This is a genomic window from Spirochaetota bacterium, assembly GCA_038043445.1.
GTDB lineage: Bacteria > Spirochaetota > Brachyspiria > Brachyspirales > JACRPF01 > JBBTBY01.
In genome coordinates, this window is the sequence record JBBTBY010000104.1 from 1 (window position 1) to 21,348 (window position 21,348).

The 21,348-nt window shown below is 55.6% G+C and carries 21 protein-coding genes; 12 read left to right on the top strand and 9 right to left on the bottom strand.

The genetic code is table 11. The features are described 5' to 3' along the window. The first annotated feature begins 130 nt into the window (after positions 1–130). The 5 genes from AABZ39_14905 to AABZ39_14925 all read left to right on the top strand — a co-directional run bounded on the left by AABZ39_14905 (position 131) and on the right by AABZ39_14925 (position 6,743). Positions 131–1,300, top strand: a complete 1,170-nt coding sequence (locus AABZ39_14905; protein MEK6796067.1) for a lactonase family protein — start codon at positions 131–133, stop codon at positions 1,298–1,300. 255 nt (positions 1,301–1,555) lie between these two features. Further along, positions 1,556–2,563 carry a CsgG/HfaB family protein gene (locus AABZ39_14910; protein MEK6796068.1) on the top strand — a complete coding sequence of 336 codons (1,008 nt, stop codon included), beginning with the start codon at positions 1,556–1,558 and terminating at the stop codon, positions 2,561–2,563. 10 nt (positions 2,564–2,573) lie between these two features. After that, a complete protein-coding gene (locus AABZ39_14915) occupies positions 2,574–3,605 on the top strand; it encodes a hypothetical protein (GenBank protein ID MEK6796069.1) in 1,032 nt (343 codons plus the stop codon). Between the two features lie 109 nt (positions 3,606–3,714). Then, complete coding sequence (gene rimO / locus AABZ39_14920) at positions 3,715–5,025, top strand: 30S ribosomal protein S12 methylthiotransferase RimO (GenBank protein MEK6796070.1); 1,311 nt, start codon at positions 3,715–3,717, stop codon at positions 5,023–5,025. Positions 5,026–5,180: 155 nt separating this feature from the next. Next, positions 5,181–6,743, top strand: coding sequence for a cellulase family glycosylhydrolase (locus tag AABZ39_14925; GenBank protein MEK6796071.1), 1,563 nt, complete (start codon positions 5,181–5,183; stop codon positions 6,741–6,743). Here the strand turns inward: AABZ39_14925 and AABZ39_14930 are convergent. Beyond that, positions 6,691–7,017 (bottom strand): hypothetical protein, encoded by a 327-nt coding sequence (locus AABZ39_14930; GenBank protein ID MEK6796072.1) that lies wholly within the window; start codon positions 7,015–7,017, stop codon positions 6,691–6,693. The genes AABZ39_14925 and AABZ39_14930 overlap by 53 nt on opposite strands. Positions 7,018–7,141: 124 nt before the next feature. Between AABZ39_14930 and aroC the strand changes: the two genes are divergently transcribed. Next, positions 7,142–8,278: a chorismate synthase gene (gene aroC, locus AABZ39_14935; protein ID MEK6796073.1), complete on the top strand. Its 1,137-nt coding sequence runs from the start codon at positions 7,142–7,144 to the stop codon at positions 8,276–8,278. A 19-nt stretch (positions 8,279–8,297) separates the two neighbouring features. After that, positions 8,298–9,722, top strand: coding sequence for an NADH-quinone oxidoreductase subunit N (locus AABZ39_14940; protein MEK6796074.1), 1,425 nt, complete (start codon positions 8,298–8,300; stop codon positions 9,720–9,722). On the opposite strand, the gene AABZ39_14945 is transcribed toward AABZ39_14940, so the two are convergent. From AABZ39_14945 to AABZ39_14965, 5 genes are all read right to left on the bottom strand, one after another. Next, the gene (locus AABZ39_14945) at positions 9,719–10,474 is read right to left on the bottom strand and encodes a polysaccharide deacetylase family protein (GenBank protein MEK6796075.1); all 756 of its coding nucleotides are present in this window, start codon (positions 10,472–10,474) and stop codon (positions 9,719–9,721) included. The two genes, AABZ39_14940 and AABZ39_14945, sit on opposite strands and share 4 nt — an antisense overlap. A 5-nt stretch (positions 10,475–10,479) precedes the next feature. After that, complete coding sequence (locus tag AABZ39_14950; GenBank protein MEK6796076.1) at positions 10,480–11,931, bottom strand: radical SAM protein; 1,452 nt, start codon at positions 11,929–11,931, stop codon at positions 10,480–10,482. A gap of 81 nt (positions 11,932–12,012) precedes the next feature. Then, positions 12,013–12,186, bottom strand: a complete 174-nt coding sequence (gene tatA, locus AABZ39_14955) for a twin-arginine translocase TatA/TatE family subunit (protein ID MEK6796077.1) — start codon at positions 12,184–12,186, stop codon at positions 12,013–12,015. Between the two features lie 12 nt (positions 12,187–12,198). Continuing rightward, positions 12,199–12,489, bottom strand: a complete 291-nt coding sequence (locus AABZ39_14960) for a twin-arginine translocase TatA/TatE family subunit (protein ID MEK6796078.1) — start codon at positions 12,487–12,489, stop codon at positions 12,199–12,201. 12 nt (positions 12,490–12,501) lie between these two features. Then, positions 12,502–13,722, bottom strand: a complete 1,221-nt coding sequence (locus AABZ39_14965) for a hypothetical protein (protein MEK6796079.1) — start codon at positions 13,720–13,722, stop codon at positions 12,502–12,504. A gap of 23 nt (positions 13,723–13,745) precedes the next feature. Between AABZ39_14965 and AABZ39_14970 the strand changes: the two genes are divergently transcribed. The 3 genes from AABZ39_14970 (at position 13,746) to AABZ39_14980 (ending at position 16,559) form a co-directional block, all read left to right on the top strand. Beyond that, on the top strand, positions 13,746–14,735 hold the full coding sequence (locus AABZ39_14970; GenBank protein MEK6796080.1) for a FecR family protein: 990 nt from the start codon (positions 13,746–13,748) through the stop codon (positions 14,733–14,735). Between the two features lie 16 nt (positions 14,736–14,751). Further along, positions 14,752–16,005, top strand: coding sequence for a hypothetical protein (locus AABZ39_14975; GenBank protein ID MEK6796081.1), 1,254 nt, complete (start codon positions 14,752–14,754; stop codon positions 16,003–16,005). A 77-nt stretch (positions 16,006–16,082) separates the two neighbouring features. Beyond that, positions 16,083–16,559 (top strand): hypothetical protein, encoded by a 477-nt coding sequence (locus tag AABZ39_14980; protein MEK6796082.1) that lies wholly within the window; start codon positions 16,083–16,085, stop codon positions 16,557–16,559. 56 nt (positions 16,560–16,615) lie between these two features. Here the strand turns inward: AABZ39_14980 and AABZ39_14985 are convergent, their stop codons facing one another. Both AABZ39_14985 and AABZ39_14990 read right to left on the bottom strand, forming a co-directional pair. After that, on the bottom strand, positions 16,616–17,008 hold the full coding sequence (locus AABZ39_14985) for a Smr/MutS family protein (protein MEK6796083.1): 393 nt from the start codon (positions 17,006–17,008) through the stop codon (positions 16,616–16,618). A gap of 5 nt (positions 17,009–17,013) precedes the next feature. Further along, a complete protein-coding gene (locus AABZ39_14990; GenBank protein MEK6796084.1) occupies positions 17,014–17,736 on the bottom strand; it encodes a hypothetical protein in 723 nt (240 codons plus the stop codon). A gap of 273 nt (positions 17,737–18,009) precedes the next feature. Here AABZ39_14990 and AABZ39_14995 point away from each other — a divergent pair, with 273 nt between their 5' ends. Both AABZ39_14995 and AABZ39_15000 read left to right on the top strand, forming a co-directional pair. Further along, positions 18,010–18,792 (top strand): electron transfer flavoprotein subunit beta/FixA family protein, encoded by a 783-nt coding sequence (locus AABZ39_14995; GenBank protein ID MEK6796085.1) that lies wholly within the window; start codon positions 18,010–18,012, stop codon positions 18,790–18,792. A gap of 11 nt (positions 18,793–18,803) precedes the next feature. Continuing rightward, the gene (locus AABZ39_15000) at positions 18,804–19,769 is read left to right on the top strand and encodes an electron transfer flavoprotein subunit alpha/FixB family protein (GenBank protein ID MEK6796086.1); all 966 of its coding nucleotides are present in this window, start codon (positions 18,804–18,806) and stop codon (positions 19,767–19,769) included. A gap of 77 nt (positions 19,770–19,846) precedes the next feature. Here the strand turns inward: AABZ39_15000 and AABZ39_15005 are convergent. Beyond that, the coding region (locus tag AABZ39_15005; GenBank protein MEK6796087.1) for a (Fe-S)-binding protein at positions 19,847–21,348 on the bottom strand (1,502 nt) is incomplete at its 5' end.

The window sequence follows — 21,348 nt, forward strand, 5'->3', positions numbered from 1 at the left end:
AATTAAGGATATCACAATTATCCTCGCTTGACAAAATCGTATCATCTCTGTGGTTCTCTTTATTTATCCGGACATTCGGGTTGCGTTCTCTGCATAGCGCTTTCCGAATATTCATGGTATACTCACTGGTATGGCGACCATTTCACGCAGGGATTTTATTTTCAACGCTGCGGCAAAAGCATCGTCGATAGCCCTCGCCGGTTCTATCGTGCCTTCGCTTACCGCGGCCGGAGGCGCATCCATGACTTCATTCCTCGCTATCGGCAATAGTGTCGCTGGAGAAAAGTCCGGCATACACATGTTCCGCATCGATAATGGATCGGGGGCGATCTCGACGATAGGGTTTACCGCCTGTGAACGACCATCGTTCACGCTCGCTTCACCCGACGGGAAGACACTCTATGCCGTCGGCGAATCGGCGAAGTTCAACGGGAAGCCCGGCGGGAGCGTATCGGCATATGCTGTCGGCGAGAACGGGGCGCTTACGTTCATGAACGCGGAATCGTCCGGCGGCGCGGGGCCGTGTCATCTCGGCTTCAGCGCGAACGGGAAGTTCATCATCGCATCCAATTATTCCGGCGGTTCGGTCGGCGTGCTGCCGCTCGCTTCCGACGGGAAAGTGCTTGCACCGTCATGCGTGATACAGCACAGCGGCAAGGGCCCCAATCCGAAACGCCAGACGGCGCCGCATTGCCACAGCGCCACCGTTTTTCCCGACGGCATCGTCGCGATAGCCGATCTCGGTCTTGATAAGATATTCCTTTATCGCCTGACGGATGACGGTACGCTCACGCCGCATACCGCGCCGTTCGCCGAATGCGCCCCCGGTGCCGGTGTCCGCTGGCTCGCCGTGCACCCGAAGAAGAGGATAGTGTACTCGGTGAACGAGCTTAACTGCACCGTGGACAGGTATCGGTATGAGAACGCATCGCTGGCACGCGTGCAGACCGAATGCACGATAACCGAAACAGTAACGCCCGATATGAGCGGCGCATCGATACGGGTTTCGGCGGACGGGAATTTCCTCTACGCCTCAACGCGCGGGCATGACAGCATAGCCTTGTTCTCGCTCGCCGCCGACGGGGCAATGACATTCATAAGCACGACGCCGTCCGGCGGTCTGTGGCCGCGCGATTTCGCGCTCTCACAGAACGGGAAAATACTCGTTGCGGCGAACCAGAAGTCCGACAGCATAAGCGTTTTCCGCCGCGATGAAAAGAGCGGCGCATTGTCCGCGGCGGGTGCTTCCGCATCGGTCGCCGGCGCAACATCGGTCTTGTTCTTCAGCCGTGGTGAGTGAATTTTTTTGCAGGTGAAATATACTGATCGATTAACGCCGAATTAAGAGGGATAGACACGAATTGCACGAATAAACACGAATAATTCGTGGGAATTAGTGAAATTCGTGTCTGGCTAACCATAGCCATTTGCAATTATTTCGCTGCGTTGCCGCAATAGAAAGTCACACACTCAGCCGTGCGTAGAATTGACACTGAAGAATTTATCCTGTATACTGCGGGGAGTACATAGGAGATATGATCGAGGAGGCGGACGTATGCGTTCAATCCATCTTTGTTTCTTTATTCCCGTCATATGTCTTTCGTTGTTCGCGCAGGACAGGAAGCCGCGTATCGGCGTACTCGATTTCACTGCGGCCGGTGTAAGCGCCTCCGACGCACAGGTGGTCGGCGAGATGTTCCGCGGCGAGACGGTGAACAGCGGGGCGTTCGAGGTCCTCGACCGCAACAATATGAACAGTATCATGAAAGAACAGCAGCTGCAGATGAGCGGCTGCACCGAAAGCGCCTGCGCGGTGCAGATCGGGCGTCTGCTCAATATGGAATACATGCTCTACGGTTCCCTCTCCAAGCTCGGCAGCGTGTTCATCATTCAGGTAAGCATGGCGAACATCGAGACGGCGCAGATCGTCGTTTCGACGAAGGAGAAATTCCCAGCGATAGAGAATGCCGATGAAGCCATCAATCGTATCGTCAACAATCTGAAATGGAAAGTGGCGGATTATCAGCGCGAACTTCTGCAGAAGCGCAGGGAGCGCGGGTTGGCGGACCCGCCGAGAACGGAGCCGAAAAAAGAGGTGAAACCCGTCGCATCGGAAACGAAGAAAGAAGACAAGACCGCGGGGGCAAAGACGACGATACGGACGGCAGCCGGGGGAACGGAATGGAGTACATTGAAATGGACGGTATTGTTCTCGACGGCCGGGGCGCTCGCTGCGGGCGGGACGCTTAATATACTCGGGGCGCTGCAGCAGAGCGGTGCCGAGAGCTACTATGCCAGCACCTATATGACGGAAAGCGGCGGGGCGCTCAGTGTATACGATACGAAATACACGACCTATCAGGGGATGATAACGGCGGGCAATATCGAGAACATCATCGCCTATTCCCTGTACGGTGTCGCAGCAGCGCTCGCCGTGTGGTGGTTTTTTATACCGGATGTACCCGCAATGAAAGACGCATCGATCCTTCCATCGGTATCGCCGGTGTTCGCGGAGAATGGGGCGCTAGACGGTGCATCACTTGCATTCACTTGGCGTTGGTGAGGGGGATACGATGGAACGAAGATCTATTGCTCTTGGTGTCGCTATCGGTGCTGTATGCATGCTGCTCGGCGCTATCGGATGCATAGCCCAGCCGAAAGGCCGTTTGAACCCGTACGATCCCTCGGCGATATTTACCGGTGCGACGAACTGGCAAGTGAAGACCGCCGCTGCAGCGTTCAGCGCCCGCGGCGGTCATTCCGTCGTTGTTTACAACAGTAAGATGTGGCTTATCGGCGGGTACGATGGGGCTGCATGTCTGAACGATGTATGGAGCTCCCCGAACGGCATTGCCTGGACTCCGGCGACGGCGTCGGCGGCATTCACCGGCCGCACCCGGCATGCATGCCTCGTTTTCAACGGGAAAATGTGGATCATCGCCGGGCTTTTCGAACCGGCTGGAATAACTGACGTTACCAATGACGTTTGGTATTCTGGCGATGGTGTGTCGTGGGTATGTGCGAAACAGAAGGCCGCGTTCATCCGGAGATTTCAGTTCGGGGCTGCGGTGTTCAATAACTGCATGTGGGTCGTTGCCGGCTCGACGAACAATAATAATCCCTCGGACCTGACGAATGATGTTTGGTATTCGAAGGACGGCACGAATTGGAATGCAGCGAATGACGGCGCGCCATTCGATATCCGCAATGGGTGCTCGCTGCTTGTGCATAACGAAAAACTTTGGCTCATCGCGGGAAGCGGCGCCGGTCCTTATTATAGAGATGTCTGGTCATCACCAGACGGGACAAATTGGACGCAGGCAGTCGCAACTGCTCCGTTTTTTACGCGCTCATCGTTTTACGGCGCTGTCTTTCATAATCGCATAGTGCTCATCGGGGGATATCATCCGTCTTTCGGGGCCGCGGGCTGTACGAATGACGTGTGGCTGTCACCGGACGGGATACAATGGACGAATGTCCTTGCTTTCCCCGCGTTCGCGAAGCGCTATCGCCATGCGGCGGTCGCATTTGATGAAAAGATCTGGCTTATTGGCGGGAATACGACCCCAACCACTCGAGCCAATGACGTGTGGTGCTCAGAGTAAGCTGCGGTTTTTTGTTTCGGCGATAGGAATGCAATAATACTTCGTCGGCGAGACCTCGTTCCGCGATCAGTGGCATAATCCGTCATTCCATGATAGTATGCGCCCGATCATGAAGACTATTTATATCGAAACACTCGGCTGCGAGAAGAACACCGTCGACAGCGAGATGATGATAGGCATACTCGAGAAGGCCGGTCATACGTTCACGGTGAAACCGGAAGAAGCGGAAGTCATCATCGTCAATACCTGCGCCTTCATCGGTGATGCGAAGAAAGAGGCCATCGATAAGATATTGTCCTACGGTGTTTTCCGTCAGCACGGGAAATGCAAGCGGCTCATCGCCACCGGCTGTATGCCGCAGCGCTATCGCGAGGACCTTACCATCGCGCTCCGCGAGGTGGATGCCTTCATCGGCACGAATAATCTCTCCAACATCGTCAAGGCGGTCGATGCCGGGACGACGCATATCACGCCTGCACCGGAAACGTATGAGGAACATCCCGGATCGCGTGTGCATACCGGCGGCAAGGGGAGCGCGTTCATACGCATAGCCGACGGCTGTTTTTCCACGTGCAGCTTCTGTGCCATACCGCTCATTCGCGGGAAATACCGGAGCCGCACTATCGAGAACATCATGAACGAGGCGCGCGGATACGCGGCGATCGGTACGAAAGAGCTGAACCTCATCGCGCAGGAAACGACGTATTACGGACAGGATAATTACGGCGAGCGCATGCTCCCGAAACTGCTGAAAGGGCTTGCCGGCATCGACGGCATACGATGGATACGGGTGCTCTATCAGAACCCCGCCCTTATCGATAATGCCATGCTCGATGCTTTTTTCTCCGATGAAAAAATATTGCCGTACTTCGATATTCCGTTCCAGCATGTGAACGCAGGCATCCTCAAGAACATGCGCCGATGGGGTTCCCGCGACGATATCCTCTCGCTTATCGGGCGTATACGTGAGCGCAATCCCGAGAGCGTCATTCGCACATCGTTCATCGTCGGTTTCCCCGGCGAGGGTGAGGATGAGTTCAACGAGCTTATGGAGCTCGTTCACGAGGCGAAATTCGACCGCATGGGGATATTCGTGTATTCCGAGGAAGAGGGCACCGACGCGCTTTCGCTCGGTCTCGAGAAAGCCGATGAGGCGGAGGCGATGGACCGCCGTGAGAAGCTCATGCATGCGCAGCTCGCCATTTCCGAGGAGCGATTATCCCGCTACAATGGCCGCACGATGGAAGTGCTCGTCGAATCGGTCACCGAGAAAGAGATGACCGGCCGTTCATGGCAGAGCGCGCCCGAGGTCGACGGCTTCGTCATCGCGCCGCGTTCGGGCGATGTAAAGCCGGGCGATCTTGTTGCGGTAACGGTCGATCATGCGAACGAGCATGATCTCTATGGGAATATCGTATAGCGCGGTGCTTATCGTACCGATACGGACGAAACGGAAAATATCGGTATATATCGGAAAAGAAAAACCGAATCGTGCATGAAGTGTACCGGTTTCTGTATGTACACATCGACTGTTTCATCGTATTGTTGAGGTAACGTTAAGTATGGAGAACTGAAATGAAAAAAGCAGTGTCGAGTCGGCTTCCCGGTTCTATTTTTATTATCGTATTCGTGCTGTGCGCCGCACTGACGGCGGATACCGTTCTGTTTTCCGAACGGTTTACCAATGAAAATTCGGTGAGGGAGCGCTGGCACGGGAAAAGCGGATCGGCGGCGTTCGACGCCTGTTCGTTTTTGCCTGAAGGCGGATTGAAGATAACCAGGACAAATCAGGATATACCGGCGCTGATCGACACCGAGATCCCGCCGGGGATGGTGCATAAAAAAGCGATAGTCGTTTCGGCGCGTATCCGCGGCGAGAACATTACGAAAATAAACCCCGCGTATACGGGTTCGCGGTTTCTCTTTCAGTTGTTCCGCTCCGGAGCGGCGTCCTACCTTCACACAACAATACCCTCAGGGACGTTCGGCTGGACGAATATCAGTTTCTACGGCGAGATGCAGGGCGAGCAGTGCGATAAGATAATCTTCCGCATCGGGCTCGACCAGGCGCTCGGGACGATCGTTTTCGATCGTATCGAAATCCGTGTCATCGAAACTTTCTCGACGGACCAGGCGGCGGGCTTTGCCGGCGCTGCGAATGAAAAAGGACACGATCTTCCCGCGTTGCGCGGCGTCATGATGTTCGACCCCATTACCGAAGAGAACGTGAAAACGCTCTCGGAATGGAATGTCAACTGTATTCGCTGGAATATCGGCGGATGGGACCACGATGTTTTTCCTGATGGGCTGCATTCGAAGGATTTTGATGCGATCTTCAATAAAGAGATAGAAAAGATCGATACGCTTATCTCGCTTGCGAAAAAATACGGCATGTATGTGGTGCTCGATATGATGGGCGCCTCGCAGTACGGCCTTTTCTCGAGCGCATCGAGCCAGGCGCGGTTCATCGACTGCTGGAAGCGATTGGCGGCCCGCTATAAAGATTCCGACGTCGTGTCGGGCTACGATCTGGCGAACGAACCGATGAACGACTGGCGTGAAGGCGTCATGCGGTGGAACGAGCTGACGATCGCGACGGCAAAAGCCATCCGCACCATCGATCCGGCAACGACCATTATCATCGAGGGCGCCGTCGGCGGGAATCCCATCGGATTCATTTCACTGAAGCCGCTGCCGATGTCCAATATCGTCTATAGCCCGCACATGTATCAGCCGGTCGATATCACGCATCAGGGGATATTGGGATACAAGGTCGGAGCGGTGTATCCGGGAACCGTGGGCGGCGTCTATTGGGATAAAGCGGCGCTCGAGAAAGCGCTGCTTCCGGTCATCGAATTCCAGAAGCGATACGGCGTTCATATGTTCGTCGGAGAGTTCAGCTGCATACGATGGGCGCCCGACGGGAGTGCCGCGCGCTATATCGCCGATTGCATCGACATTTTTGAGAAATACAATTGGGATTGGGCGTACCATGCGTTCCGCAGCTGGCACGGATGGGATGCCGAGTGTCCGGAGGATATGAATGTGAAGGACCGCTCTTCAACGATGACGGAAAGCGGTAAGGTCATCCGGTCATGGTTTGCGAAGAATAAGAGACCGGGATGGTACAAAAAATAAGAACGGACGCGCTATCGCCGAATGAATTCACTCGTCCGTATTCGGCTCGCCAACCGCTCGGTACGGGTTCGGTGCTGAACGATTCTATCGTCTGCTGATAATCCGGTCCACGGCTGCGTACGGCCTTCTCAAAAAGCCGCGGCACGGATATCCCGGGTGCTGCGAAAAGCGCGACAAGGAGTACGGCGACGACATTGATCGCCGCTGCGATCGATACGAGGATGTAGAGGCGAACATCGAGACGGGGTCGGGGACGATCGATGATCGCTTCCATATGTGAGCGTCGGCGGGAGTGTGTCAAGATAGATGGGACTATTGGTGTGCTGTTGTGCTCGTCGTGTGCATTGACTACCCGGCCAGATTTGCTATAATGCCGTAGGCAGCATCGAGGAGTTCCCATGTTCAAATATATCACGAGCGGCGAATCGCACGGGCCGTGTCTTACGGCGATAATCCAGGGCGTTCCCGCCGGTGTGGAGATAAGCGAGGAAGAGATAAACATCGATCTCAAGCGCCGTCAATGCGGTCATGGCCGCGGGGCGCGCATGAAGATAGAGAGCGATCAGGTGCTCTTTCTCGGCGGCATACGCAATGGACGCACCACCGGTGCGCCGGTTACGCTGCAGATACAGAACCGCGACTGGGAGCATTGGAAAGGGAAAAAGGTCGAGAAATTCACCGTCCCCCGCCCGGGACATGCCGATCTCATCGGCTCGCTCAAATATGAGACCGACGATATCCGCGATGTGCTCGAGCGTTCATCGGCCCGGGAGACGGCGATACGGGTCGCTGTGGGCGGTCTTGCAAAGACGATACTCGGTTATTTCGAGATAGCCATTCATTCACATACGGTCGAGCTCGGCGGCATACGTGCGAAGGGTGCGATAAAGGATTTCAAGAAATTCGTCGACACGGTCGAAGCGTCGCCGCTGCGCTGCCGCGACAGGAATGCGGAAGCCGCCATGATGAAAAAGATCGATCTGGCCGCGAAACAGGGCGATACGGTCGGCGGCGTCATCGAGATAATTGCGAAGAACATACCCATGTGCTTGGGCACGTATTCCACCTGGGGCGATAAGATCGATGCGCGCATGGCGTATGTGCTCATGAGCATACAGGCGATCAAGGGCGTGGAGGTGGGGCTCGGGTTCTCCGCGGCGAGAATGCTCGGCTCGCAGATGCACGACGAGATAAATTACTCGGAAGAGGGCAAGCGGTATTTCCGCGAGACGAACAATGCGGGGGGCATCGAAGGCGGCATGACGAACGGCGAGGACCTCATCGTCCGCGCGGCGATGAAGCCGATACCGACGCTCATGAAGCCGCTCAAAAGCGTTGATATCAGGACCAAGAAAACGACGCTTGCAACGACGGAGCGTTCGGATGTCTGCGCGGTGCCCGCGGCGGGTGTCGTCTGCGAGGCGGCGGTCGCGGTGGAGATCGTCAACGCGCTCATCAAGCGCTACGGCGGCGATAATATCAAGATGATGAAGCGGCACATCGAGATAGACGGCGACGCTGTCCGTAATCTCTGAAGATCGACAAGGAGCATACATGCGTGTTGCGGAACTCTTGCCGCTTGCGGCGCTCGGCGCCGGTGCGCTCAGCGTACTTTTTATCGGGATACTGAAGGCTCAGTCCCGAACGCGTATCGCGCAGGTGCTCACGCTCATCTCCCTCGCCGCATCTCTGGTCCTGTTCGTGCGTTCCGCGGGCGGACGTGCGTTCGGCGGCGTGTTCATGTACGATACGCTCAGCATCATACTGATACTGACGGCGGTGATAAGCGCATTCCTTTTCACTGCGTTCGCGATACCGTATCTTACCGAGCGGCGGAAATTGTTCGGGAGCGAATTCTTTTTCTTCCTGCTCACCGCCCTCGCCGGCGTGATAGTCATGGTATGCTCGGGCAATCTCCTTATCATCGTCATCGGTCTTGAGATGCTGTCGGTGTCGCTCTATTTCCTCGCCGCCATGGACAGGACGAGCGCCCGGGGCATCGAAGGGGCGGTCAAGTATTTCATCATGGGTGCGGTCGCCCTCGCGTTCATGCTCTACGGCATATCGCTCGTGTACGGGTTCACCCATACGATCGAGCTTGAGCGCGCGGTAGGCTATGCCGCAGTGAACAGTCCCTATCCCCTGTATTTCTATCTCGGCGTATTGTTCATCCTTATCGGGTTCTCGTTCAAACTGGCACTGGTGCCGTTCCATTTCTGGGCGCCGGATGCGTACGAGGGTTCGAGCGTATTGTCCACGGGCATCATGAGCGTGCTGCCCAAGATCGCCGCGTTCGCCGTACTTGCGAAGGTGGCGGGGTTCTTCTTCGCGTCGCAGAGCACCATCGCCGGCGGGGAACGGATGATATTCCTCTATACGCTCGCCGCACTCGCCGTGCTGTCGATGATCGTCGGCAATGTGCTCGCCCTCGCACAGCCCTCGCTCAAACGTCTTCTGGCGTTCTCGGCTATCGTTCATTCCGGCTTCATTGCGAGCGTCCTCATTACTGAGGGTGGTGTGCAGCAGGCGGCGCTCTATCTCGCTGCGTATGCGGCCACATCGGCGGGCATGTTCGCCGTGCTCACCGCCATCGCGGACGAGAATGACGGGAATCTTACGCTCATGGGCCTCAACGGACTTTCCGCGCGTTCACCGGTGCTTGCAGCGCTCGCTGTTCTTTTCATCGCATCATACGCGGGCTTGCCTCCGCTTGCCGGGTTCATAGGGAAATTCTATGTGTTCAAGGGGCTTATCGAGAGCGGCTATGAATGGCTTGCGGTCATCGGTATTATCAATGCGCTTCTGTCGATAGCGTACTATCTCAAGATCATCATGGCGATGTACGCATATAACGGCGAGGCATCGTTTCGTGCGCAGTCGCATCGTCCGTCGAAGATAGTGACAGCAGCAGCGTTCATCGCCGCGATACTTGTCGTGGCCATAGGCGTGTGGCCGAACATGATACTCGGGTTCTTCTAGCGGAAGGGCTTCACGAAATCCACGTTCCACCAGACGCGTTTAAATACCTTCCAGAGGAAACGCATCAGAAAATCATTCGGTTTAACGAATACGCGCGGCAGCACATACCGGTCGCTCGTCGTCCGTCGTGCCCGCGCACCTTGTATCGCAACGCCGAAACGGTACATGCTTTTTACCTCGATATAGTCGCAGAGCTCCCGCGAATGATGGCCATAGGGATAACAGAACGCCATAACGGGACGCCCGGTGATCTTTTTTATGATCTCGTAGGAGCCGCGTATCTCCCGTGCGCGCTTTTTCGACGTGAGTGCGGTGCAGTCGGCATGCGTATGCGAGTGGCTGCCGAATTCCATGCCCGCTTCGGCGAGTTCGCGGATATCGTCCTTCGACATGAGCCGTTGTCTTCTGATCCCTTTCTTGGCCTTGTCCCAGATGTTCGTTTTCCCGAGCTTACCGGTGACGATGAACACAACGGCGCGGCAATCATGCCGTGTGAGGATGGGGAAGGCGGAGCGTTTGAAATTCTCGTAACCGTCATCGAAGGTGAATATCACCGGCCGCCGCGGGCGTTCCTGAATGCCCGAAAGTATGGCATCGAGGTCGGTGAACGTTATCGGCGTGAAGCCCAGACGCCGGAGCGCAATGAGCTGTGCCTCGAATGCGGCCGGGGTAATGGAGAGGTCGGATACGCGTGAGGAACTTATCTCGTGGTACATGATGATGGGGATATTGAAGTCGCGCGGTTTCGGCATATTGTCTAGTAATCGCGCAGGTGCCCGATGAGCGAAACGACACCGCGCAGCGCAATGCTCACGTCGGAGAACGATCGTATGGTGAGGAACGACCTGAGGAGATAGATCGGATGCGTCTGGATAGCCCAGAATTTCCGGCACCATGTCGTCGTGTCTATCTGCGTCTTTAACACATCGATGGACATATCGAATTTTTCGTAGTCCTTGGGTTTCACCAGGAGCCATTTGTTGCGTACCGCTTCGCGGTAGAGCGGCGTTCCCGGATACGGCACAACGATGGATGCCTGGAGCGAATCGCCGAAGCGCGTCTTGTAGGACATGAGCCGCTTCAATCGGTCATAGCTCGCCTTGACCTCATCATCCGTCTCCCACGGATAGCCGACCATGTTGGTGAGGAGCACGCGAAGCCCGTAGTCCTTCGCCTTGCGTATGCCGTTCTCGATCTCGGCGACCGTCTCTTTCTTGCTGATGCGTTTGAGCGTTTCATCGCTCGCCGATTCAACGCCGATCTTGAGGAGCCGCCCGCCCATTTTTTTCAAGAGCAGGCATACTTTGTCCGTGAGCGCTTCCGCGCGCGCGTTCATCGAAATGCGTACTTTGCCGACGAGGTTCGCCTTGAGCATTTCGTGATAGATCTTTTCGGTGTAGTTCTCATCGTAGACGAAGCCGCTCTCGTTGTCGTCGAACACTTCCTTGACGCCGTAATTGTCCACGAGATGTTTTATCTCGGCGACCACGTCCTCGGCGGGGCGGAGCCGATGCGTGCATTTCCACAGCGCATGCTGCCAGACGCAGAAGCTGCAGACGCCCGGGGCCTCATCGTTCCTGCCGCAGCCGCGTCCTGAAAGGATATACGCGACCGGGCGATAGAGATATGCCTCGCCGTATGACCGCCACTGCGTGAGCTCGCGATCGACGAAGGGGAGCCGTGCGAGGTCGTATCGCTTCGCTTTTCCCGAATGACCTTTTTTCCAGTACACGCCGCCGGGGTAGGAGCGTTTGTTCTTTTCGAGCGCGGCGACGAGTTCTTCGCCAATGAAATCGTAATCGCCGCCGGTGATGATGAAATCGGCGGCGCATTTTTCAAGCGATTCTTCCGGGAAGAAGGAGACGTGATCGCCGAGCAGGATGACCTTTTTTTTTGGCGACGCCTTCTTAAGCGCGTTCACATACTCCCAGATGGCAGGCATGAGCGGCGCCTTCGTTTCGAGGAATAGCACATCGGGCTTGAATGCAGCGAGTTTCGCCTCGAAGCGCTTCATCGACATGCGCGTATTGATGCCGTCGAGGAAGAGGACGCTGTGACCGGCGAGTTTGAGCTTTGTGGCGAGGAGTCCCATGATGACGGGGAAGATGCGCACTTCGAGCGAGCGCGAATATTTGAATTGACGGTTCTGCGAGAGAAGCGGATATTGTCCGTTCTTCCTGAACGGCGGGTAGACGACGGCGACTTTCAAACGATACTCCTTACGTGGTCATGGCTATTCTATGGAACGAGCCCTGTTTTGTCAAGAAAAACAGCCGAGCGCTGCGGGCTGTCAGCGGCGGCCGACGCGGCGCGGATCCTTCCTGTCCGTATCGGCTTTGACGCCTTTTCGGAATTCCTTTATCGATTGCCCGATGGAGCGCGCGAGATCGGGGAGGCGTCGTGCGCCGAACAGGAGCAGGACGATGAGGGCGATGAGCCCTACTTCAAGCGGGCCGAAATGCATGTGATATCCTCGCTATTTTCTTCTATGCTTTTTCCCGGCATGCTTTACGCGCCGGTGAACGTTCCTTGTATGAGCGCCCTTTTTCTGAACGGGCGGTACCGCATTCTGTTCAAGCGCCGGCGGTTCGGACTGTACCGGCGGCGGGGCGTCAATTATCGTAGGGTCGGTGAGGTCGCGCATGCCCTTCTTGAATTCGGTCATTGCCTTGCCCGCAGAACGCGCAAGTTCCGGGAGTTTGCGCGCCCCGAAGAGAAGCAGCACGACGACGGCGATGAGGCCGATCTCCATAGGCCCGATATTCATGGATGAGCTCCCTTATGCCGATGCACGGCGGTAATAGGTCGAGAATGAAAGAGCGAACCGGATGAAGAGCGCAATGAGATTGATACCGGCAAGGATGCCGGCGTATCCGAAGAGCATCTGGAGCATTGTCGCCCGCTTGAGCATGGCCGGGAGGGCAACGGCATCGGCGATGCCGGCGAATACTGCCTGAAAGAGAAGCCATAGTATGACGACAAAGGCGATGTTATGGAACGTAAGCCGCGGCACCGCGAGCGAATGGATGAGATGATACGCGCTTGCGAGGAGAAGGAAGATGGCGAAGGTGAATACCGGGACGAACTGGGCATAAGGAATGACGCGAAGCGATGCGGTGAATACATCGCGCATGGTGAGTATGAGCGGAAAGCCGAGGAGCGTATCGAACAGGAAGAACGAGTCGGAAAAGCGTGAGAATATCTTCGAGAGCACCGGGTCCTCGGAGCGAACGGCGCCCTTTTTTTTTCCGATGCGTTTGGGGATGTCCGTCAGCCATTGCAGGCCGGCAATGGTCCTCTCTACGATGACGTTCGGGCGTTCATCGGGGACGAGGGGCACGGTAAATTCCGTAAGGTCGCGTGACGCGCCGGTCTCGATGCTGTAGGCGTTCACGCGCGTGAGCAGTACTGCCCCCGGTTTCTGGATGCCGTATGCTGCATGGTATACCGTCGATGCCCCCGCGGGAATATAGGTCACATCGCGGTAATCGTATTTTCTGTCCTTCGTGTCGCGCGTACCGATACGGATCTTCCCGGCGTCCAGCGTTATGAAGCCTCCGGGGGAAAGATATTTCTTTACGACGGGGATATCGAAAGCGCGGAATTCCTTATCAAGCGTGGAGGCGTGCACATAGCGGATATAGATCGGATAGGCCGCTGCGATGACCGCTATCGATGCCATCGTTACTGTCCTGGCGATGACGCCCCCGCGGAATATCGTGCAGGATCGGGCGAGCATAAGCGCCGCCATGCCTATGATCGGGGAAAGCGTGAAGAAGTAAAAAAGCGCGAATTGATAGAGAATTCCCTGCATATCGCGGAGGGCAAAGGCAGCGAACGGATTGACATGCACGCGAGCCTTGATTAAAAGATAGAACAATGTTATACTTGCGAGTGTCAGGTATGCTATGAAGAATGCCCGAAGGTTCCTGAGAACGTTCATGGAGAGATTATAACAGCAATCCGCGGTATTGTAAAGCGCGGCTGTTGTAACGGTCATAGATCAAGGTAAGGAGTGAAGGTATGGGAAAGAGGATCATTCTGTCACTTGCGGCACTCGCGATCGGGGTCGGTATGCTTTCGGCAGCCGATGCCATCGGTATGTTTAGATCAGTGAGCGGTTCGGTATCATGCAATTCCGCTGACGGGAAAACCAAGTCCGTCGGGAAAACCGGCGCGGCGATACCCGCGGGATATGTGGTAAAGACGGCGGCGGCATCGAAAGCCGAGATACAGCTTGCGGACGGGTCGATCATCACGATCAATGAGAAGTCCGTGATAGCGCTCAACAGCAATCTTATCAACACGAAGAATAAAAAGAACGTCTCGTTCGGCGTGCTCATGGGCGGGATGAAACTGAAGGTGAACAAGCTCACCGGTTCGGACGAGATGAAAGTGGAGACACCGACGGCGGTCGCTGCCGTACGCGGCACCGATTTTGAGGTGGCGCTTGCGAGCGACGGGTCGACCATGGTCGCCGTTAACGACGGCAAGGTCAACGTCAAGAACGACAACAATGAGACCGATGTGAAGAAGAACGAATCGGCGAGCGTCGTGCTCGGCGAGGAAAAGGGCAGCGTGAAGACGGCGAGCAAGGGTGACGATTCGCTCAACTCGTTCCTCAAGGAGCGCGATGAGTCGGTGAAGAAAGACCCTGCGGGCACCATGAACAAGATGGAGGCTCGTGCAAGTACGATAGGCGACAAGGGCGGCGATCTGCTCGTGAAATCGAGCGATTCATCGGCCGACCATACGGCGCTCAATGACGGATATAATCAAGTAAAGAACGGCAATGAATCGATAAAGATGCTTGCCGACAGCGTGCTCGCTGATAATAATGAGAACCCGAACGTAAAGCGCGCGTATGCCACGCTTAAGCGCATCTACGAGGCGAACGATAGGCTCGAGGCCAAGATAGCCGCGGCGCTCGCGAAGATCGACGCTCGTGTGAACGCGGTCAATCAGAAGATAGATTCGAAGTCGAAAATGCTCGATAAGCTCGAGATCAAATAATCACGAGGAGTGAACCATGAAACGCACTGTACTCATCATAGGCGCCGCCGTGTGCGCAGCGCTTCTATCCATTTCCTGCGCATCGACGTCGGCGAGCGCTATCGACGGCTCGTTCAGCGTTAAGAAGGTCGACAGCTGGAGCAATCCGACGTTCAAGGGCGGGAAGACCAAGCGTGTCACGTCCGAAGGGGTCGGTGATGTCGGCAGGAGAGGCGTTGCCGCTGCCCGCGACGAAGCCATACAGGACGCGCAGCGCAAGGCCGTCATGGAAGTGGTCGGAAGCTATGTGACTTCTGAAGCCAATGTGCAGAATAACGAACTTATCAGCAAGAACATCACCGATAAATCGAGCGGTTATGTGGCCAATTACAAGATCGAAAGCGAAAAGAACGACAGCGGTCTTTACACCGTAACGATCAATGCCGAAGTGGGCATGGATATGATCCATGACAACCTGCAGGCGCTCGGTCTTCTTATCGATAAGGCGAATCTCCCGCTGATAGCCGTTATACTCAAGGAGCGCGGGATCGATAAGAACAAGAACGATTTCGAAGTGACCGGGATGAATATCGCGCTTGAGGCTGCTCTCAGCGCACGGGGCTTCAAGATCGTCGACCGCGATATGCTGAAATCGGTGCTGGCGAAGGAAAATATCCGCTTTACCGAGCTTGGCGGGGCCGCAATGGCGGGCGCGATATCGAAGATCGGCGTCGGGACCGGCGCTCAGGTCGTCATCGTCGGCGAAGCGCTCGGGACGTTCTTCAAGATGATAGAAGGGACCGAGATGAAGAGCTATCGCATCGCCATTTCGCTCAAGGCGGTCAATGTCGCGGATGGTACGGTGATACCGGGCACACAGATCAGCGAGCAGGGCGGCCATATGGGCGGCAGCGATGAGGACGTAGTGCAGGGCGGCTTCAAACGTGTTGCGGGCGAAAAAGTCAACGATAAGCTCATTTCGGCGATATCGAAGTCGTGGCAGGAGATAGCGCAGAGCGGCACCGAGTATACGTTGCTGGTCAGCGGGCTCAAGTTCAAGGACCAGCTGACGCTTGAGGAAGAGCTTCCCAAATCGTTCCGTAATGTCAAAAAGGTCTTTAATAAGGGTATGCTGGGGGATGCGGCGAAATTCCTTGTACGCTATCTCGGCAGCGCCCGTGATCTTGCCGCCGACTTGGAGCGGGAGGGCGAAAAAACGGGGTTCGTGCTTGAGGTCCAGAATATGGACGATAAGACGATAACCGTCAAGGCGAAGAAGGCGGCGAAGTAGGTCTCGTTCTCGACCACGGTATGGTTATAGTAACGGCAAGACCGTTATTGTAATAAAAAACTATTAGGAGCGTACTGATGAAAAAGATCATCACGGCAGTAGCGGCGGCGGCAGTCGCCATGTCGGCACTCGTCGGCTGCATGGGTGTCAGCAACAGCAATCCGGAAGGATGGATCAATGACGATACCTTCCGCGCACAGGTGACCGGTTATGCACCGGAAGGTTCTGAGCGCAAATGGCGTTCGGAAGCCAAAGAAGCGGCCAAGATCGTCGGTAAGGAAACGGTCATGACGAAGATGATCGGTTCGTACATCGAATCGACGGGCGCGACCGAGAACAATGAACTCATCGGCAAGGTCGTGAAGGAAAAAGCGGCCGGATCCATCGTGGGCATGGATATCGTCAAGATCATCGAAGAGAACGACAAGGAAAAGAGCGTAACTGCCATCGTTGAAGTCTCTTCGCCTGGCCTGAAAAAGCTTATGCAGGAACGCATTAAGCAGTATTTCCAGGAAATGAAGGGCAAGAAAGTCGGCGGCGACGCTGCGAAATAATCTGTCTTCGTTTTAGCCGAGAACAAAAATGCCTGCCGGGTGACCGGCGGGCATTTTTATTTGTTGCGCTTCAGCCACACGAGCGTCGCCCCGCCCCCGCCGAGACGCGCCGGTGCGGGAGTGAACGTGAGTACGTGTTCTGCGTATCGATGCGAAAGTTCATCGAGCACGAGTTTTTTGATGACGCCGATACCGCCGCTGTGAAGTCCCTTGCCGTGGATGATGAGCACGGGGGAAGCACCTGAGCGTACGGCACCGGTCAGGAAGCGGCTGAGCGCGGATGCGGCATCGCGTGATATCATACCGTGCAGGTCGATGGTATCTTTCGGTCTGGCATTCTTCACGTCCCCCGGCTTTATCGCACGTGAACGCGTCGGTTCGACGGGCTCATGCTTAGGCAGAACCGGATGCTCCGCGAGGTAGGATTCAAAGACGGCGCGGTCGTCCATGGCTGTTATTTTTCATCCCAGAAATTGAAATAGACGAGCACGGAAAGCATGATGTACTGCGGCTGCGTGTCCCATCCGCCGGAGAACATGAATCCCGAGAACGGCGCGGCGAGATAGCGGACGTATTTCACCTGGAAGCCTGCGCTTAACGGCGATTCACCCATCGAGAACGTGCCGCCGAGAACAGCCTCCCAGCCGAAACGAAGCGCCGTATAGGTCTCATTCGAGGCGAATACCGCATTGGTGTACACGCTCGTTGCATCACTGAAAACACCGACGACGGGCCCGAGCCCGAGCCACATATGGAGATACGACCACGGCCCGTTCTCAAGCTTGTTTATCTGGAAGAATTTATACTTTATCAGGTACGCGAACTGCAGCGTATACAGATTGGTGAGGGAGAGATCCCTTGTCACCCCAGCGACATTGGTCTGGAATTTCGCATTCCCGTGCCAGCCGAAGCCGAATTCGATATCCTCAAAGAACGGACCGATGATGCGAAGGCCGATGAACGCATCGAACGAGTATGCGGGAACCCACACCGTATTGAACGTGCCGTTACCATAGAGGGGACGGTCGAGACCGCCGGCGGTGATGCCGCCGCCGAATTCAAAGTGCATCCGGGCTATCTTCTCCCGGAAATCGAGGTCCTTGCCGAAATTCCCTTTCGCATCGCGCCCATGATAGAACTGATCGTTAAAGTCCTGAGAGCACAGGCATGCGGCCATCAAGCACATCACCAGCGGCAGCAATTTTCTATTTTTATCGCTGAACTTATGCATTTGTTCTGTTATACTATACCTTCACATGGGCTGTAACAGATGATGGTATGTGAACAGCTCATGCCCTTACATTTTCCTGCCCGATCTCCCTTTATACAAATTGAACAGGTATTTCCTGTTCAATTTGTCTTGACAAGAACATGATGTCACTATACACTTAACGCACTTTTTTCACAACCATGCAGGTTTTTGCTGTATGGCCCTTATAACGGAGGAACAATGAAAATAGCAGTATTTGTCAAGGAAGTCCCTGACACCGAGGCGAATATCCGCATCAATGCGGGTAAGAACGGCATTGTGGAGGACGGTTTCCAGTGGATCACCAATCCCTACGACGAGTTCGCCATCGAAGAAGCGCTCAAACTCAAGGAAAAGCTCGGAACGGGTACTGTCACCGTCATCAGCGTCGGCGGCGACCGCGTTGAGACGCTTCTCAAGGCCGATGTGCTCGCTCGCGGCGTCGATGAGGCCTATATCGTGAACGATCCCGCGCTCTCGCTTTCCAATCCGCTTGCAACGGCCGCTGCACTTGCGAAGGCCGCAGAGAAGATAGGGTTCGATATCATATTCACCGGACGTACCGGCATCGATTATGATCTTTCGTCCGCCGGCGTCGCTGCGGCGCATTTCCTCGATATACCCTACGTTACTTCGGCGATAAAATTCGATATCTCCGGCACGAACGTGACCGTGGAGCGCGATATCGAGGGCGGCACCGAGACGGTGGTACTTTCCGCGCCGTGCGTCGTCACCTGCCAGAAGGGGCTCAATGAGCCGCGCTATCCATCGCTCAAGGGCAAGATGGCTGCGAAGAAAAAAACGGTCAATCGCTTTACGCTCGCTGATCTCGGCGTTAACCCCGCAGAATACGCTTCATACGATGTCGTATCGTTCGACGATCCGCCCGCGCGTCCCGCAGGCAAAAAGCTCGAGGGCGACGACATGCATAAGCTCGCGCAGGACCTCATACGTCTTCTGCGCGAAGAAGCTAAGGTAATATAAGGAGTTATTCGATGGGAAATATACTTGTTATCGGAGAAATGAAAGGCGCGCTCGTGCGGAAGGTCTCCCTCGAGGCGGCGTCGCTCGCATATACGCTCGCGAAGGCTGCCGGCGGCGAAGCGCATGCGCTCCTTATTGGCGACGGTGCGACTGCCGGCGCAACACAATTCAAGGACAGCGGTGCGACAAAGGTGTTCACTGCCGAGAGTGATGCGGTCAAGACCTATGCGCCCAATGCGTATGCGGGAGTAGCCGCGTCGTTGGCTAAGGGATATGATGCTGTCATCGTGCCCACATCGCCGTTCATGCGAGATCTTGCCGCAAAGCTCGGCGCAACGCTGAAAGTATTGCCGGTCATGGACTGCATTGAAGCGAAAGCCGACGGCGGCGCGATCATCGTGAAGCGACCTGCGTATGCAGGCAAGGCCATGATGTCGCTTAAGCTGAAAGGCAAGCCCTCGATATTCGGCATTCGCCCGAACGTGTTCCCGGTGAACGCGAACGGTACAACACCGGCGGCTGAGAAAGTCGAAGCACAGGCCGCTACGGATAAAGCGAAGGTCACCGCGCAGAAACTGGAAGCGCGCGACGAGATACCGCTTTCAGAAGCGAACATCATCGTTACCGGCGGACGCACCACGGAAGGCGCGAAAATATTCGATTCCATACGCCCGGTCGCAAAACTGCTTAACGCGGCGGTGGGTTCATCACGCGCCTGTGTGGACGCGGGCTTCATCGGCCATTCGCATCAAGTCGGCCAGACGGGTACGACCGTGTCGCCGAACCTCTATATCGCATGCGCCGTGTCCGGTTCGATACAGCATCGCGCCGGCATGTCCTCGTCAAAGGTCATCGTTGCGGTGAACAAGGACGTCGAAGCGGCGATATTCGGTGTGGCCACCTACGGCATCGTCGCCGATGTTTATCAATTCCTCCCGGCGTTCGAAGCGGAACTGAAGAAATCGCTCGGCGCATAAGCGCATAGACAATTAAAAAACGCATGCGCGATAGAAATCGCGCATGCGTTTTTATTATTATCAACGGATAAGCTGAGCTACAACCGTTCCGCGATTATCTCCGCCATATCCCGTATCTTCACTTCCTCGCCTTTACCCTTGTCCTTCACGCCGTCCTTTATCATGGTAAAGCAGAACGGGCAGGAAACCGCGCATTCCTTCATGCCGGTGGCGATTATCTCCTCTGAGCGGTGATGATTGATCCGTTCGCCGTGCTCTTCAAGGAACACGGTGCCGCCGCCGCCGCCGCAGCAGAACGATGTTTCGCCCGAGCGTTTCATCTCGGATATCGTCAGGCCGAATTTCTTAAGTGCTTCGCGCGGCTCGGTGGTTATCTCATTGTAGCGGCTCAGATAACACGGGTCATGGTAGGTGATCTCAGCGGTATCTTTTTTCGCCGCGGATATCTTTCCGTCGCTTATGAGCTTCATGATGAACTCGCTGTGATGCATGACCGAGAGGTCCATGCCGAAGTCCTTGTAGTCGCGCGAAAGCGTCTGCATGCAGTGCGGACAGGCGGTGATGACCTTCTTGACCTTCAATTCCTTGAATATCTCGATATTCCCTTCGATGAGCGCCGTGAAGAGGAATTCATTGCCGAGCCTTCTGGCAGGGTCACCGCAGCATGTTTCGCCGGGGAGGACGCCGAAGCTGACGCCGGCTTTTTTGAGTATCTGTATGAACGCCTTTATCGAATTGCGATAACCCGCGTCGTAGTTCGCGAAGCAGCCCATCCACAGGAGATATTCGGTGCCCTCTTCGAAGAGCGGCACATCGAGTTCGGTGACCGTCTGATCGCGCAGATGCGAGCCGTAATTCCACGGATTGCCGTTGCGCTCAAGGCCGGTGAACGTGTTCTGCAGTTCCTTCGGGAATTCTGAGTTCGCCGCCTGGAAGCGCCGCATGCCGATCATTTTTGGTAAGTGTTCAATGCCGACCGGGCAATGGTATTCGCAACCGGAACATGTTGTGCACTGCCAGAGTATCTCCGACTTGATCGTTTCACCGACAAGGGGCTCCTCGAACTTATTGGCGAGCATGGCGTGCTGTGTATCGAGTATCATCTCTCGCGGGGCGAGCGCCTTTTTCGTCGCTACCGCCGGACAGTTGTCATTACAGCGTCCGCATTGAATGCAGGTGAGCGTATCGAAGAGATCTTTCCAGCTCATGTTCTTGAGCGTATTGATCCCGTAATCCTCTTTCTCCTCGTTCTCAAGATCGAGCTTGCGAAGCTTCGCTATCTCGAAATTCTTGAATATCTCATTGAACGGACAGAAGAAGAGGTGCAGATGCTTGGACATAGGGATATACACGAGGAAGAACAATATCGTGAGCATATTGACCCAGGTGGCGATATGCGCGACCATTTCGCTCTTCGTGAACGTGTACAGAAGGAAGGTGACCATGATGATGGATATGAGCGATAGCACGATCCAGGCAGCCGCTGAGGGAAGGAGCGACTTCGCGCGGAGCACGCCGCGACGGAACGCAAGACCCACGACACCGAGTAGTACTACGCAGCAGAACACGAAGAGTATGC

Coding starts and splice junctions, on each gene's coding strand:
- AABZ39_14905 (MEK6796067.1), top strand. CDS start 131: ATGGCGACCATTTCACGCAGGGATTTTATTTTCAACGCTGCGGCAAAA.
- AABZ39_14910 (MEK6796068.1), top strand. CDS start 1,556: ATGCGTTCAATCCATCTTTGTTTCTTTATTCCCGTCATATGTCTTTCG.
- AABZ39_14915 (MEK6796069.1), top strand. CDS start 2,574: ATGGAACGAAGATCTATTGCTCTTGGTGTCGCTATCGGTGCTGTATGC.
- rimO (MEK6796070.1), top strand. CDS start 3,715: ATGAAGACTATTTATATCGAAACACTCGGCTGCGAGAAGAACACCGTC.
- AABZ39_14925 (MEK6796071.1), top strand. CDS start 5,181: ATGAAAAAAGCAGTGTCGAGTCGGCTTCCCGGTTCTATTTTTATTATC.
- AABZ39_14930 (MEK6796072.1), bottom strand. CDS start 7,017: ATGGAAGCGATCATCGATCGTCCCCGACCCCGTCTCGATGTTCGCCTC.
- aroC (MEK6796073.1), top strand. CDS start 7,142: ATGTTCAAATATATCACGAGCGGCGAATCGCACGGGCCGTGTCTTACG.
- AABZ39_14940 (MEK6796074.1), top strand. CDS start 8,298: ATGCGTGTTGCGGAACTCTTGCCGCTTGCGGCGCTCGGCGCCGGTGCG.
- AABZ39_14945 (MEK6796075.1), bottom strand. CDS start 10,474: ATGCCGAAACCGCGCGACTTCAATATCCCCATCATCATGTACCACGAG.
- tatA (MEK6796077.1), bottom strand. CDS start 12,186: ATGCATTTCGGCCCGCTTGAAGTAGGGCTCATCGCCCTCATCGTCCTG.
- AABZ39_14960 (MEK6796078.1), bottom strand. CDS start 12,489: ATGAATATCGGGCCTATGGAGATCGGCCTCATCGCCGTCGTCGTGCTG.
- AABZ39_14965 (MEK6796079.1), bottom strand. CDS start 13,722: ATGACCGTTACAACAGCCGCGCTTTACAATACCGCGGATTGCTGTTAT.
- AABZ39_14970 (MEK6796080.1), top strand. CDS start 13,746: ATGGGAAAGAGGATCATTCTGTCACTTGCGGCACTCGCGATCGGGGTC.
- AABZ39_14975 (MEK6796081.1), top strand. CDS start 14,752: ATGAAACGCACTGTACTCATCATAGGCGCCGCCGTGTGCGCAGCGCTT.
- AABZ39_14980 (MEK6796082.1), top strand. CDS start 16,083: ATGAAAAAGATCATCACGGCAGTAGCGGCGGCGGCAGTCGCCATGTCG.
- AABZ39_14985 (MEK6796083.1), bottom strand. CDS start 17,008: ATGGACGACCGCGCCGTCTTTGAATCCTACCTCGCGGAGCATCCGGTT.
- AABZ39_14990 (MEK6796084.1), bottom strand. CDS start 17,736: ATGGCCGCATGCCTGTGCTCTCAGGACTTTAACGATCAGTTCTATCAT.
- AABZ39_14995 (MEK6796085.1), top strand. CDS start 18,010: ATGAAAATAGCAGTATTTGTCAAGGAAGTCCCTGACACCGAGGCGAAT.
- AABZ39_15000 (MEK6796086.1), top strand. CDS start 18,804: ATGGGAAATATACTTGTTATCGGAGAAATGAAAGGCGCGCTCGTGCGG.